Annotated in this window: 13 protein-coding genes and 1 pseudogene; 9 read left to right on the top strand and 5 right to left on the bottom strand. The window is 73.1% G+C overall.

Going from position 1 to position 12,783, the window contains the following annotated elements:
* Positions 1 to 164: 164 nt before the first annotated feature.
* Positions 165 to 1,649, bottom strand: a pseudogene (locus tag E2E34_RS22885) (FAD-binding dehydrogenase); the annotation flags it as partial.
* A gap of 113 nt (positions 1,650 to 1,762) precedes the next feature.
* Here E2E34_RS22885 and E2E34_RS22880 point away from each other — a divergent pair.
* Positions 1,763 to 2,308, top strand: a complete 546-nt coding sequence (locus tag E2E34_RS22880) for an NUDIX hydrolase (protein WP_138903796.1) — start codon at positions 1,763 to 1,765, stop codon at positions 2,306 to 2,308.
* Here E2E34_RS22880 and E2E34_RS22875 read toward each other — a convergent pair whose 3' ends face one another.
* Complete coding sequence (locus tag E2E34_RS22875) at positions 2,309 to 2,542, bottom strand: hypothetical protein (RefSeq protein WP_138903795.1); 234 nt, start codon at positions 2,540 to 2,542, stop codon at positions 2,309 to 2,311. It lies immediately after the preceding gene.
* Between the two features lie 52 nt (positions 2,543 to 2,594).
* On the opposite strand from E2E34_RS22875, the gene E2E34_RS22870 reads away from it, so the two are divergent.
* From E2E34_RS22870 to E2E34_RS22845, 6 genes are all read left to right on the top strand, one after another.
* On the top strand, positions 2,595 to 2,993 hold the full coding sequence (locus tag E2E34_RS22870) for a YidH family protein (RefSeq protein ID WP_138903798.1): 399 nt from the start codon (positions 2,595 to 2,597) through the stop codon (positions 2,991 to 2,993).
* The gene (locus E2E34_RS22865) at positions 2,990 to 3,319 is read left to right on the top strand and encodes a DUF202 domain-containing protein (RefSeq protein ID WP_138903794.1); all 330 of its coding nucleotides are present in this window, start codon (positions 2,990 to 2,992) and stop codon (positions 3,317 to 3,319) included. Before E2E34_RS22870 ends, E2E34_RS22865 begins: the two co-directional genes overlap by 4 nt.
* 155 nt (positions 3,320 to 3,474) lie before the next feature.
* Positions 3,475 to 3,771 carry a hypothetical protein gene (locus E2E34_RS22860; RefSeq protein ID WP_138903793.1) on the top strand — a complete coding sequence of 99 codons (297 nt, stop codon included), beginning with the start codon at positions 3,475 to 3,477 and terminating at the stop codon, positions 3,769 to 3,771.
* 106 nt (positions 3,772 to 3,877) lie between these two features.
* On the top strand, positions 3,878 to 4,789 hold the full coding sequence (locus E2E34_RS22855; protein WP_138903792.1) for an MBL fold metallo-hydrolase: 912 nt from the start codon (positions 3,878 to 3,880) through the stop codon (positions 4,787 to 4,789).
* A gap of 93 nt (positions 4,790 to 4,882) precedes the next feature.
* Positions 4,883 to 5,908 carry a phosphotransferase family protein gene (locus tag E2E34_RS22850; RefSeq protein ID WP_138903791.1) on the top strand — a complete coding sequence of 342 codons (1,026 nt, stop codon included), beginning with the start codon at positions 4,883 to 4,885 and terminating at the stop codon, positions 5,906 to 5,908.
* An 8-nt stretch (positions 5,909 to 5,916) separates the two neighbouring features.
* Complete coding sequence (locus E2E34_RS22845; protein ID WP_138903790.1) at positions 5,917 to 7,137, top strand: acyl-CoA dehydrogenase family protein; 1,221 nt, start codon at positions 5,917 to 5,919, stop codon at positions 7,135 to 7,137.
* Positions 7,138 to 7,176: 39 nt separating this feature from the next.
* On the opposite strand, the gene E2E34_RS22840 is transcribed toward E2E34_RS22845, so the two are convergent.
* Genes E2E34_RS22840 through E2E34_RS22830 form a run of 3 tightly spaced genes read right to left on the bottom strand, consistent with a single transcriptional unit; the run spans position 7,177 to position 10,275 of the window.
* The gene (locus E2E34_RS22840) at positions 7,177 to 7,770 is read right to left on the bottom strand and encodes a TetR/AcrR family transcriptional regulator (RefSeq protein WP_138903789.1); all 594 of its coding nucleotides are present in this window, start codon (positions 7,768 to 7,770) and stop codon (positions 7,177 to 7,179) included.
* A 40-nt stretch (positions 7,771 to 7,810) separates the two neighbouring features.
* Positions 7,811 to 9,514, bottom strand: coding sequence for a class I adenylate-forming enzyme family protein (locus tag E2E34_RS22835; RefSeq protein ID WP_138903788.1), 1,704 nt, complete (start codon positions 9,512 to 9,514; stop codon positions 7,811 to 7,813).
* Entirely contained in the window at positions 9,511 to 10,275 is a 765-nt protein-coding gene (locus tag E2E34_RS22830; RefSeq protein ID WP_138903787.1) for an SDR family oxidoreductase, read from the bottom strand. The genes E2E34_RS22835 and E2E34_RS22830 overlap by 4 nt, the downstream gene beginning before the upstream one ends.
* A gap of 180 nt (positions 10,276 to 10,455) precedes the next feature.
* Here E2E34_RS22830 and E2E34_RS22825 point away from each other — a divergent pair, with 180 nt between their 5' ends.
* Together E2E34_RS22825 and E2E34_RS22820 are read left to right on the top strand one after the other, a co-directional pair.
* Positions 10,456 to 11,709, top strand: coding sequence for an exo-beta-N-acetylmuramidase NamZ family protein (locus E2E34_RS22825; protein ID WP_138903786.1), 1,254 nt, complete (start codon positions 10,456 to 10,458; stop codon positions 11,707 to 11,709).
* Between the two features lie 92 nt (positions 11,710 to 11,801).
* Positions 11,802 to 12,783 (top strand): serine-threonine protein kinase (locus E2E34_RS22820; RefSeq protein WP_138903785.1); only part of this gene is annotated, 982 nt, incomplete at its 3' end.

The following is a 12,783-nucleotide window of genomic DNA, read 5'->3' as shown; positions in this document are numbered from 1 at the left end:
GCACGTCCGCAAGGCCGCCGAGCGCGGCCGCGAGGCGCACGCCGCCTGGGACAAGCAGTTCCAGGAGTGGCGCAACGCCAACGCCGAGCGCGCCGCCACGTTCGACCGCATCGCCGCGGGCGAGCTGGAACTCGATCACGAAGAGTTCACCGACTTCTCCGAGCGCGCGACGACAGGTCGGTCTCCAGGCCGCCGAGCGACTTGCGGGTGAGGATGTGCAGGCGTACGGCGATGAGCGGGCCCGCCTGGGGGTCGAGCAGGCGGTGCGGCGCGGCCGTGCGGATCAGCTTGTCGCCCAGGTAGTTGCGGGCGCCGCGGATCGCCATGACCTGAAGGTCCTTGGTGAAGGTGTTGGTGATCTCCCGGTCCCGCGCGGTGATCTCCCGGCGCAGTTCCGCCTCGTCGATCAAGGGCTCATCGGTGAGCGCGTTCATGCCGCGCACCAGTGACGCGAGGTCCTTTTCGACGACGAAGTCCGCGCCCTTGTCCATGAACGCCCGCACCGGGCCGGGAACATCGGCCCGCGCGCGGCCCAGCACGCCGCGCACGGACTTGCCCGTGAGGTCCGGGTTCTGCTCGGAACCCGACAGCGCGAACTCCTTGCCGATGATCTTCTGGTCGAGGACGAACCAGGTGTAGTCGTACCCCGTCCGCATGATGTGGTCGAGCGTGCCCAGTGTGTCGAAGCCGGGGAAGAGCGGCACCGGCAGGCGTTTGCCGCGGGCGTCGAGCCACAGCGACGAGGGGCCGGGCAGGATGCGGATGCCGTGCTTGGCCCAGATCGGGTCCCAGTTCTGGATGCCCTCGGTGTAGTGCCACATCCGGTCGCGGTTGATCATGCGGCCGCCCGCCGCCTCCGTGACGCCGAGCATCAGGCCGTCGACGTGTGCGGGCACGCCGGAGAGCATCGAGGCGGGCGGGGCGCCGAGCCGCTCCGGCCAGTTGGCGCGTACGAGGGCGTGGTTGCCGCCGATGCCGCCCGAGGTGACGATCACCGCCTGGGCCCGGTACGTGAACGACCCCGTCACCTCGCGGCTGCTGGCAGCCCCGCGCTCGGCGTCCGAGGGCTGGAGGATCTCGCCGGTGACGGTGTCCACGGAGCCCGCGCTTCGGTCGAGCCCGGTGACCCGGTGGCGGAATCTCAGCTGGACCAGTCCGCGTGCCACGCCCTCGCGCACCCGGCGCTCGAACGGGGCGACGAGGCCGGGGCCGGTGCCCCAGGTGATGTGGAAGCGGGGTACGGAGTTGCCGTGCCCGGTGGCGTCGTAACCGCCGCGCTCGGCCCATCCGACGACCGGGAAGAAGCGCACGCCCTGCCCGTGCAGCCACGCCCGCTTCTCGCCGGCCGCGAAGTCGACGTACGCCTCGGCCCACTTGCGCGGCCAGTGGTCCTCCGCGCGGTCGAAGCCCGCCGTGCCGTACCAGTCCTGGAGGGCGAGCGCGTGGCTGTCCTTGATGCGCATGCGGCGCTGTTCGGGCGAGTCGACGAAGAAGAGGCCGCCGAAGGACCAGTGGGCCTGACCGCCGACGGACTGCTCGGGTTCCTGGTCGAGCAGGATCACCCTGCGGCCCGCGTCGACGAGTTCAGCGGTGGCCGCGAGGCCCGCGAGGCCCGCCCCGATCACGATCACGTCAGCGTCGTACGCCATGGATTTCCGTCCTTGCCGGTGGCGGGTGGGGCGAGAAGTTACCCGTGCGTCAGATCTTCGGCAGCGGCGGGCGGGGCGTCAACCGCCGGGCCCGATGGGGTTGGATGGACCGCATGACTCCCGCGGACGAGATCCTGGACGTCGTCGACGACAACGACGAGGTGGTCGGGCAGGCCCCGCGCGGCGAGGTGTACGCACGGGGCCTGCGCCACCGCTGCGTCTTCGTCCTGGCGCGGGACGGCGAGGGCCGGTACTTCGTGCATCGCCGGACGCCGGTGAAGCTGGTCTTCCCCTCGCTGTACGACATGTTCGTCGGCGGGGTCGTGGGCGCCGGCGAGTCGTACGACGAGGCCGCGCTGCGGGAGGCGACGGAGGAGCTCGGCGTGTCCGGGCTGCCGGCGCCCGTGCCCCGGTTCAAGTTCCTGTACGAGAGCCCGGACGGGGCGCGGTCCTGGTGGTCGTACGTCTACGAGGTGCGCTGCGAGCCGCCGGTGCGCCCGCAGCCGGAGGAGGTCGCCTGGCACGCCTTCCTCACCGCCGCCGAACTGGAGCACCGGCTCCGCGACGGCGCGTGGCAGTGGGTGCCGGACGGCCTGGCGGCCTGGGAGCGGCTGCGCGCGTTCGAGGGTTCGGGGTCCCCGGAACCCGGGCCGGCCTGATCACGCCCTCGCGGTCCGCCCCGCCGGCGCGTCCGCGAGGGCCCGCGCCTGCGCGTCGGTGACGCCCCGGGCGAGCGGGACCGTACGGGGGCGCTCGGCCGTCTCCTCGAGGGCTCCCGCGGTCCGCCACAGGTGCGCGAGCCGGAACGCCGGGTCCTCGCGGCCGCGACCAGCTCGTTCCGCGTCTGGTACGCGGGGAGGCGCACCACGTCGTCCACGCACCACGTCGTCCATGCTCCGCAGCGTAGGCGCGGCCACCGGCAACCGGGCCGGTAGGGTGCGGCGGGTGACCGAGTTCGTACGGGGGCTGCGGCTCTGGTTCGCGCCGCAGCGCGTCCGGGAAGAGGGCGAGACCCCCGACTACCGCTTCTCGCTGGCCAACGAGCGCACGTTCCTGGCCTGGATCCGTACGGCGCTGGCGCTCATCGGCGGCGGCTTCGCGGTCGACCAGTTCCTGCCCGGACTGGCGTGGGGCGTGCGCGCCGGGATGGCGCTCGGGCTGCTGGCGGCCGGTGTGCTGTGCGCGCTGCGGGCGGTCAACCACTGGGTGCGCTGCGAGCGGGCCATGCGGCGCGGCGAGGACCTGCCCGTGACCCGTTTCCCGACGGTGCTCTCCCTCGTGGTCGCGGTCGTCGCCGTCGTCATGGTGGTGGTCGTCCTCTTCGGCTGGGAGGGCGGCCGTTGACCGGACCGGCCGAGGCCGTTCAGGAGCGGGACCCCGGCCTGCAGCCGGAACGGACCCGGCTGGCCTGGCGCAGGACCACGCTGGCCTGCACGGTGGTGGCGGTCCTGGCGGCGAAGCAGGCGGTCCACGACGAGACCGGCCCGGCCGGGCTGATCGCCGCCGCGCTCTGCCTGCTCGTCTGGCTCGGTTTCCTGCGGGTCGCCCACCACCGCATCAGGACCCTCGGCGGCGCCCCCCGGCCCGCGCCGATGCCGGTCCGGGCCGCGCTCACCGCGACGCTCTGCACGATCGCCCTCGCCGCCTTCGCCGTGGCGATCGTCGTGTGACCCGGGCGCGCCGGGCTCCGGGCGGGGTGCCGGCGTCCGGTGGTACACGGGACGGACGTGCCGCGGCGCGCGGCCGGAAGACGGCCGGAGCGGCTCCCCGGGGCTAGCCTGGAAATACCGTGAAGTATCCGGAATCGCACCAGAGGTGAACGTACATGAGCACCCTGCACCAGGAGCACGCCACCCACGAGCACGCGCACGGTCCGGCCTGCGGGCACACCGCAGTGCCGCACGGCGACCACACCGACTACGCACACGACGGGCACCTGCACCGGGAGCACTCCGGACACTGGGACGAGTGCGAGTCCGCGGACCACCGCGCGCACGGCGGCCACGCCCACGAGCACGGGCAGGACTGCGGCCACACCGCCGTCCGGCACGGCGACCACCTCGACTACGTCCACGACGGCCACCGCCACGCCGCCCACGACGGCCACTGGGACGACCACTGAGGTTCCGGTACCTGGCCTCCCTTCCCCCGGGCGGGCGCCGGCTGGCAGGCTCGTGCCGACCCGTTCGGACGCCGAACGACCCGACACCCGACCCGGGGGAATCCCAGTGCCCGCCACGGACCCGTACCTCGTCCAGCTCGCGCCCGCCGTGCACGCGTACATCCAGCCGGACGGCGGATGGTGCCTGAACAACGCCGGGTTCGTCAGCGACGGCGTCTCGACCCTCCTCGTCGACACCGCGGCCACCGAGCGCCGCGCGCACGCCCTGCGCGAAGCGCTCCTGGCGACGGGCGCGCCGCTCCCCCGCACCGTCGTCAACACCCACCACCACGGCGACCACACCTACGGCAACAGCGTCTTCGTGCCCGGGGCCACGGTCGTCGGGCACGACACCTGCCGGGCCGAAGCGCTCGCCGCCGGCCTCCAGCTGCACCTCGTATGGCCGGACAACGACTTCGGCGACATCACCGTCGCCGCCCCCACCCTCACGTACAGCGAGCGGCTGACCCTGCACGCGGGCGGCACCGAGGTGCGGCTGATCCACCCGGGCGTCGCCCACACCACCGGCGATTCGATCGTCCACCTGCCGGAACACGGCGTCGTCTTCACCGGCGACCTGGTCTTCCAGGGCGGCACCCCGTTCCTCCCCATGGGATCGCTGAGCGGGTCGCTGCGCGCCCTCGACCTGCTCCGCTCGCTCGGCGCGGACACCGTGGTGCCCGGCCACGGCCCGGTCACCGACCCGTCGGCGTACGACGCGACCGAGAGCTACCTGCGGTACGTCGCCGAGGTCGCCGAGGCCGGGCACGCCAAGGGCCTCACGCCCCTGGAGGCCGCCCGGGAAGCCGGCCCCGGGGCCTTCGGCGGCCTGCGCGAGAGCGAGCGGCTCGTCGCCAACCTGCACCGCGCGTACGCCGAACTGGACGGCCTGCCGGAGGGCTCGCCGCTCGACCCGCTGCTCGTCTTCGGCGACATGGCGGTCATGAACGGCGGGAAGCCGGTCGCCTGCCACGCGTGATCCACGTCTCGGGTCACGTCGGCCCACTGGACGGCATACCGACTGGTCGGCATGATGAGACGCGACGTCCTGCCCGCCCTCGGAGGTGCCCCCATGAGTGCTGTCCACCCGCCAGGTATCGATCCCGAGCGGTTGCGCGCCCATCTCGACCGCGCGCGGCCGGGGCTGGTGAGCGGACCGCTCAGCGCCCGGCTCATCGAGGGCGGCCGCTCGAACCTGACGTACGCCGTCACGGACGGCACGTCCCGGTGGGTGGTGCGGCGGCCGCCGCTCGGCCACGTACTGGCGACCGCGCACGACATGAAGCGCGAGTTCCGGGTGATCAGCGCGCTGCACCCGACCGACGTGCCGGTGCCCGGACCGCTGCTGCTGTGCGAGGACGAGTCGGTGATCGGATCGCCGTTCTACGTCATGGAGTTCGTGGACGGCGTCCCGTACCGCACGGCCGACGAGCTGGCCGCGCTCGGCGCCGAGCGCACCCGCGCGGCCGTGTTCGGCCTCGTCGACACCTTGGTGACGCTGCACGCCGTGGACCCCGAGGCGGTCGGCCTGGGCGACTTCGGCCGCCCCGATGGCTTCCTGGACCGGCAGCTGCGCCGCTGGGGCAAGCAGCTCGACGCCTCCCGCAACCGCGAGCTGGCGGGCATCGACGAGCTGCACGCCGCGCTCGGGCGCTCCCTGCCCGACTCTCCGAGGCCGACGGTCGTGCACGGCGACTACCGGCTCGACAACGTCCTGATCGGCGGCGACGGCGACCGGATCCGGGCGATCCTCGACTGGGAGATGTCGACGCTGGGCGACCCGCTCACCGACCTCGGGCTGCTGGTCATGTACAGCTCCGAGCTGGGACTGCCCGACTCCCCGGTCTCCACGACGGCCGGCGCGCCGGGCCATCCGTCGGCGAGCGAGATCGTCGAGCGGTACGCCGCCGGGTCCGGCCGGGACACCTCCGCCATCGCCTGGTACACGGCGTTCGCCTGGTTCAAGCTCGCCGTGATCCTCGAAGGCATCCACTACCGCTACACGCTCGGGCAGACCGTCGGCGCCGGCTTCGACCGGATCGGCGACCTCGTGCCCGTGTTCATCGAGCACGGCCTGACCACCCTTCAGGAAGGCTGAGACCCGCCATGGATTTCGCATACGACGCCCGGACCGAAGAGCTCCGCACCAAGCTCCTCGCCTTCATGGACGAGTTCGTGTACCCGGCCGAGGCCGTCGCGCACGAGCAGCGCGAGCGGCTCGCCTCGCCGTGGGACACCCCCGAGGTCGTGGAGGACCTCAAGGCGGAGGCCCGCAGGCAGGGCCTGTGGAACCTGTTCCTGCCGGACGCGGAGTACGGCGCCGGCCTCACCAACCTCCAGTACGCGCCGCTCGCCGAGATCACCGGCCGCAGCCCGCACCTCGCGCCCACCGCGCTGAACTGCGCGGCGCCGGACACCGGGAACATGGAGCTGCTGGCGCAGTTCGCGTCCGACGAGCAGAAGAAGCAGTGGCTGGAGCCGCTGCTCGCCGGTGAGATCCGGTCCGCGTTCGCGATGACGGAGCCGGAGGTGGCGTCGTCGGACGCGACGAACATCGAGACCCGGATCGAGCGGTCCGCCGACGGGAGCGAGTACGTCGTCACCGGGCGCAAGTGGTACATCTCCGGGGCGATGAACCCGGACTGCAAGATCTTCATCGTCATGGGCAAGACCGACCCGGACGGCGCGGACGTCCGCCGCCAGCAGTCGATGATCCTGGTGCCGCGGGACACGCCGGGGGTCGAGATCCGGCGCGCGATGCAGGTGTACGGCTACGAGGACCACTCCCACGGAGGCCACGCGGAGGTCGTCTTCCACGGGGCGCGGGTGCCGGCGTCGGCCCTGGTCGGCGAGGAGGGCGGCGGTTTCGCCATCGCCCAGGCGCGGCTCGGGCCGGGCCGGATCCATCACTGCATGCGGCTGATCGGCATGGCGGAGCGGGCGATCGAGCTGATGTGCCGGCGGGCGGTCGGGCGTACGGCCTTCGGCAAGCCGCTCGCCCAGCACGGTGTGGTGCACACCTGGATCGCGGACGCGCGAGTGGCGGTCGAGCAGTTGCGGCTGCTCGTGCTCAAGACGGCGTGGCTGATGGACACCGTGGGCAACCGCGGGGCGCACACGGAGATCCAGGCCATCAAGATCGCCACGCCGCGTGCGGTCGTCGACATCATCGACAAGGCGGTGCAGCTGCACGGCGCGGGCGGCGTCAGCCAGGACTTCCCGCTGGCGGAGCTGTGGGCGGGGGCGCGGACGCTGAAGCTGGCGGACGGCCCGGACGAGGTCCACCAGCGGTCGCTGGCGCGCCGGGAGCTCAAGCGGTACGTGTAGCGCGGGCGGGGGTGGGCGGCGCGGGCGCGCCGCCCACCCCTACGGCCGCAGCGCCCGCAGCAGCAGGTCCGCCAGGTGGCCGGCCACCTGCTGGGGGGTGAGCGGGCCGTCGGGGCGGTACCAGGTCGACAGGTGGTGGACCGACCCGAAGTGGTAGTCCACCACCAGGTCGGCCGGGGTGGCGGTCGAGAAGACGCCCTCGCGCTGCCCCTCCTCCACCAGTGCCCGGAACCGCTCGTGGTAGCGCCGCCGCTCGGCCCGTACCTGCTTGTCCTTCTCCGGGCTCAGGTGGTGCATGGACCGGAAGAAGATCGACGCGTCGTCGAGGTTGTCGATGGTCGTGACCACCACGTCGGCCGCCGCGTCCCGCAGCCGCTTCTCCACCGGCGCGTCCGCGCCGGCGAACGCGTCGAGCCGCTCCTGCTGGAGCCGCAGGACCCGGGCGTACACCTCGTGCAGCAGGTCGTCCTTGGAGCCGAAGTAGTGGTAGAGCGCGCCCTTGGTGACGCCCGCCGCCTCGACGATCTCCTGCACCGACGTGCGGTCGTAGCCGCGCTCGGCGAACAGGCGGGTGGCGGCGGCCAGCAGCCTCTGGGGGACGGGAATGCCGCTTCCGTCCGTCGTCCTGGCCATTGCCGCCACCTGCCTTTCGTCGAAACAACCGGTTGGGAGTTCAGGGACGGGAACGCAGTTCCCGCCTGAGGATCTTCCCACTCGTCGTCTTGGGAAGTTCGGGCAGGATCTCCACTTCGCGCGGATACTTGTACGCGGCCAGCCGCTCCTCGCAGTACGCCGAGAGGTCCGCCGGCGCCACCTCGGCTCCGGGACGCACGCTGACGTACGCCTTGACGCTCTCGCCCCGGTACGCGTCGGGGATGCCGACGACGGCCGCCTCGCGCACCGCCGGGTGGGTGTAGAGGACGTCCTCGACCTCGCGCGGCCAGACCTTGAAGCCCGACGCGTTGATCATGTCCTTCTTGCGGTCGACGACGTAGAGCCAGCCGCCCTCGTCCATGAAGCCGATGTCGCCGGTGCGCAGTTCCCCGCCGGGGAACGCCTCGGCGCTCGCCTCCGGGCGGCGCCAGTAGCCGGGCACCACCTGCGGGCCGCTGACGGCGATCTCGCCCTGCTCGCCGAAGGGCACGTCCGCGCCCGTCTCGTCGACGATGCGCACGACCGTGTCCGGGCCCGGCACACCGACGGAGAGCGTTCCCGAGGCCGGGTCGACCGGGGCCTCCTTCTCGGGCGGCACGGACGCGCAGGGCGCGGTGCACTCGGTGAGGCCGTAGCCGTTGCGGATGTACGGGCCGAAGCCCGCCCGGAACTTCTCGACCAGCGCCGGCGGCACCGGCGCGCCGCCCGACGAGATGACCTCGAAGGACGCGAAGTGGTCGCGGGTGACGCCGGGAGTGGCGGCGAGCGCCATGAAGGCCGTGGACGGGCCGACGGTGTAGGCGGGGCGGTGCTCGGTGAACGCGTCGAGGACGACGCCCGGGTGGAAGCGGTACGCGAGGGCGAGCGTGCCGGCGTTGGCGACGCAGGCGGCGAGCTCGCACACCATGCCGGTGATGTGGAAGAGGGGCGCCAGGGCGAAGTACGTGGAGCCCTCGGCGATCGGGTGGCCGGTGCGCTGGCGCTCCGCGTTGTGCATGATCCCGCCGTGCAGGTTCATGGCGCCCTTGGGCGTGCCGCTGGTGCCCGAGGTGTAGCTGATCAGCGCCACGTCGGTGGCGGTGAGCTCCCGGTCCGCCGGGGCCGCGAGGCCCTGGCGGGCGACGGTCACCAGGTCGTCCGCGTCGGAGGCGGGGGCCGCCCGCTCGAAGTTCAGCACGCGCGTGTCGTCGCGGCTCTGGAGGTCGAGTTCGCAGGCGGTGAGGGCGATCCGTACGGGCGAGGCGGCGGCGGTCTCGCGCAGATACGCCTCCCACGCCCGGTCGGAGCAGACCAGCGCGCTCGCCTCGGCGTCGCCGAGCGCGTGGCCGACCTCTGCCGACTTGTACATCGGGTTGAGCGGTACGACGACGGCCCCGGCCTTCCAGGCGCCGAGCAGGGCGATCACGAAGTGCGGGCTGTTCTGGAGCATGACGGCGACCCGGTCGCCGTGCCGCAGGCCCTTCGCCGCCAGGTGGCCCGCGACCGAGTCCGACAGCGCGTCGGTCTCTCGGTAGCTGAGGCGGCCGTCGAAGTAGGCGAGCGCGGGGTGCTCCGGCGCCCGGGCCACCGCGTCGCGGAAGGCGTGCAGCAGGGTGGCGGGCGGGTCGACGGGAGCCCGCTGGGCGTCGGTGAGCTGGGCCAGCCAGGGTTTGGCGGCGTAGCTCAGCTCCGTAGCGGGTGCCTCGTTCCGCCCGGTCGGGGACTGCGTGGTCGGCTCGCTCATCGGCCCGTCTCCTCCCACTTCTGCTGGAGGTGGTTCATGCCGGCCAGCCAGCGGTCGGGGCTGCCGGCGCGCGCCTGGTAGTACCCGGCGACCTCGGGGTGCGGCAGGATCAGGAAGCGGTCCGCCGACATGCCGCCGAAGAGCGCGTCCGCGACGTCCTCCGGCTCGATGGCGGTGGGCGCGAGAACCAGTTCGCCGGCCGAGCCCGCGGCCGTCAGCATGTCGGTGCGCACCCCTTGCGGGCAGATCGCGTGGACCTTGACCCCCCGGTGGCGGTACGTCAGGGAGAGCCACTCCGCGAAGGCCAGCGCGCCGTGCTTGGTGACGCTGTACGGCGCCGCGCCGACCATGGTGAGCAGACCGGCCGCCGAGACGGTGGAGACGAACCGGCCGCTGCCGCGCTCCAGCCAGTCGGGGAGCAGCGCCCGGGCCGCCCTGACGTGCGCCATGACGTTGACGTCCCAGGCGGCGGCCCAGACCGCCTCGTCGGCGAAGGCGTCGCCGGGAGAGGCGAGGCCGGCGTTGGCGCAGTACACGTCGATCCGGCCGCCGAGTGCCTCGCGGGCCTCCTCGACGATTGCGGAGGCGTCGCCCGCGACGGCGGTCGCGCCGGTCTCGTCGGCGATCGCCTTGACCCTGCGCGCGTCGAGGTCGTTGACGACGACACGCGCTCCCTCTGCCGCGAATCTCCGGGCGAGGGCGGCTCCTATGCCGCCTCCCGCACCGGTGACGACGACTCCCGCGTCCTGGAACTGGCTCATCCTTGAGGCCCGCCTCTCCTGCCGATCCTGCCGCCGACCTCGGCAGACTAACCGGTCGGTATGGAGCAGCGGAAGGGGTGGAACACCGCCGACCCGCCTTGCGCGGCTCGTTCCCCCCGGCCGTCGCGCGCGCTAGCGTGCGTGGCCATGACAGACGGCGCCGATCACGGAGGTAGTGGGATGAGCCTGTCCAGACGCGGGTTGCTGGCCGCCACGGGAGCGGCCGGGGCCGCCGGAGCACTCGGCGCCGCGGGGCCCCCGGCCGCCGCCGGGCGTCCCGGGCGGCCGCGGGTGCGCACCGGGTTCGACCGGCTGGCCGCCGAAGGGTACGCCCCGCTCGCCGGCCAGAAGGTAGGTGTCGTCACCAACCCGACGGGCGTCACCTCCGACGTACGGCACATCGTGGACGTCATGCACGCCGACGACCGGGTGAACCTCACCGGCGTCTTCGGGCCCGAGCACGGCTTCCGGGGCACCGCGCAGGCGGGCGGCTCGCAGGGGCGCTACGACGATCCGGCGACGGGACTGCCGGTGTACGACACGTACCTCAAGAGCGGGCAGCCGCTGGCCGACATCTTCACGGCGTCGGGCGTGGACACGGTGGTGTTCGACATCCAGGACGCGGGCGCGCGCTTCTACACGTACATCTGGACGCTGTACGACTGCATGGCGGCCGCCGTGCTGGCGGACAAGCGGTTCGTGGTGCTCGACCGGCCGAACCCGGTGACGGGGCGGGCGCCCCTCGGGCCGGTGCTGGACAAGGCGTTCGCGACGTTCGTGGGGCGCGAGCCGATCGCGCAGGCCCACGGGATGACGGTGTGCGAGCTGGCGCGGCTGTTCAACGGCGAGTTCCTGGCACGGCCGGTGGAGCTGGAGACGGTGCGGATGTCGGGCTGGCGGCGCGGCGACTTCTTCGACACGACCGGGCTGCCGTGGGTGCCGCCGAGCCCCAACATGCCGACGCCCGAGACGGCGCTGGTGTACGCGGGCACCTGCCTCTTCGAGGGCACCAACCTGTCGGAGGGACGGGGCACGACCCGGCCCTTCGAACTGCTGGGCGCGGAGGGCGTCGACCGCCGGTGGGCCGAGACCGCGAACGCGGCCGGGCTGCCGGGGGCGCACTTCCGGGAGGCGTACTTCACTCCGACGTTCTCCAAGTTCCAGGGGAAGACCATCGGCGGCGTGCAGGTGCACGTCCACGACCGGGAGGCGTACGACCCGGTGCGCACCGGCATCGCGCTGCTGATCACGGCGAAGCGGAGCTGGAGCGGCTTCGCCTGGCGGGCCGACCACTGGATCGACAAGCTGACGGGCAACACGCGGGTACGGACGATGATCGACGCCGGGGCGGGGACGGACGAGGTGGTCGGCGCCTGGCGGGCCGATCTGGCGGCGTTCAGGTCCGTACGCCGGGAGTACCTGCTGTACCGGTGAGGGGCGTTCGGTCCGACGTGGTGTATGGCCAGTCGCGCGGTCCGGCGGGATGCTGAGGCGTGAGCAGGCCGTTCGGACCCGAGGGGTGCGCCATGACGGATGTGGGTGGGGAGCCGTACCAGGAGATCGCCTTCGACGCGCGGGGCGACGTGAACGAACGTCAGCGCGACCGGCTGACGCGGCTCGAAGTCACCGACCTGGTGGTGTTCGCGCACGGCTGGAACAGCAGACGCTCGGTCGCGACCCGGATGTACGAGCGCTTCTACGCCCCCTTCCCCGGCCTGCTCGCGGACTCCCCGGGCGTGCGGCTCGGCTACGCGGGCGTCGTATGGCCGTCGATGCGGTTCGCGGACGAGCCGGTACCGGACTTCGGCCGCGGCCGTGCCGCCGCCGGGCCCCAGGAGCCCGGCCTCGACCGGCGGACCCGGGAGGCGCTGGTGGTGGTGTTCCCCGGCTGTGAGCGGATCGTGGAGCGGCTCGGCGAACTGCTCGCGGAGCAGCCCGAGGAGCAGACGGCGTTCGAGGAGTTCGGGTCGCTGGTACGACGGTTGACTCAGGAGGGCGGCGGCGGGGACGGGAGTACTGCGGCGCGGGCGTCCGACGGGGGGACGCGGCCGGAGTCGGCGTCGGACGAGGAGCCGGTGCCGGGCGAGGAGTTCGCGCCGGACGAGCCGCTGATGCTGCGCGACGACACGCTCACCGTGTGCCAGGGCTTCGCGGCGGCGCTCACGGAGGCGGACGCCGAACCGGGCGCCCGCGGCCTGGCGCTCGGCGGCGGGCTGAGGAAGGCCTGGAGCGGGGCGAGGGAACTGCTCCGCCAGGCGACGTACTTCGAGATGAAGCGCCGGGCGGGGACGGTGGGCCGGCTGGGGCTCGGGCCGGTGCTCGGGCAGCTCGCCCGGTCGTCGCCGTCCGTGCGGGTGCACCTGGTGGGGCACAGCCAGGGGGCGCGGCTGGTCGCGTTCGCGCTGCGGGGCCTGCCCGACGGCGTACGGAACGTGAAGTCGGTGACCCTGCTCCAAGGGGCCTTCTCGCACTACGCGTTCGCACAGCGGCTGCCGCACGCGAGGGGGC

Source organism: Streptomyces albidochromogenes (genome assembly GCF_005981925.1).
Classification (GTDB): Bacteria; Actinomycetota; Actinomycetes; order Streptomycetales; family Streptomycetaceae; genus Streptomyces; species Streptomyces albidochromogenes.
This window is presented reverse-complemented; position numbering and strand designations above follow the sequence as displayed.

Bases quoted from the DNA above. Each gene is read 5' to 3' on its own strand.
- E2E34_RS22880 (WP_138903796.1), top strand. From the start codon at position 1,763: ATGACTCCCGCGGACGAGATCCTGGACGTCGTCGACGACAACGACGAG.
- E2E34_RS22875 (WP_138903795.1), bottom strand. From the start codon at position 2,542: ATGGACGACGTGGTGCGTGGACGACGTGGTGCGCCTCCCCGCGTACCA.
- E2E34_RS22860 (WP_138903793.1), top strand. From the start codon at position 3,475: ATGAGCACCCTGCACCAGGAGCACGCCACCCACGAGCACGCGCACGGT.
- E2E34_RS22850 (WP_138903791.1), top strand. From the start codon at position 4,883: ATGAGTGCTGTCCACCCGCCAGGTATCGATCCCGAGCGGTTGCGCGCC.
- E2E34_RS22845 (WP_138903790.1), top strand. From the start codon at position 5,917: ATGGATTTCGCATACGACGCCCGGACCGAAGAGCTCCGCACCAAGCTC.
- E2E34_RS22840 (WP_138903789.1), bottom strand. From the start codon at position 7,770: ATGGCCAGGACGACGGACGGAAGCGGCATTCCCGTCCCCCAGAGGCTG.
- E2E34_RS22835 (WP_138903788.1), bottom strand. From the start codon at position 9,514: ATGAGCGAGCCGACCACGCAGTCCCCGACCGGGCGGAACGAGGCACCC.
- E2E34_RS22830 (WP_138903787.1), bottom strand. From the start codon at position 10,275: ATGAGCCAGTTCCAGGACGCGGGAGTCGTCGTCACCGGTGCGGGAGGC.
- E2E34_RS22825 (WP_138903786.1), top strand. From the start codon at position 10,456: ATGAGCCTGTCCAGACGCGGGTTGCTGGCCGCCACGGGAGCGGCCGGG.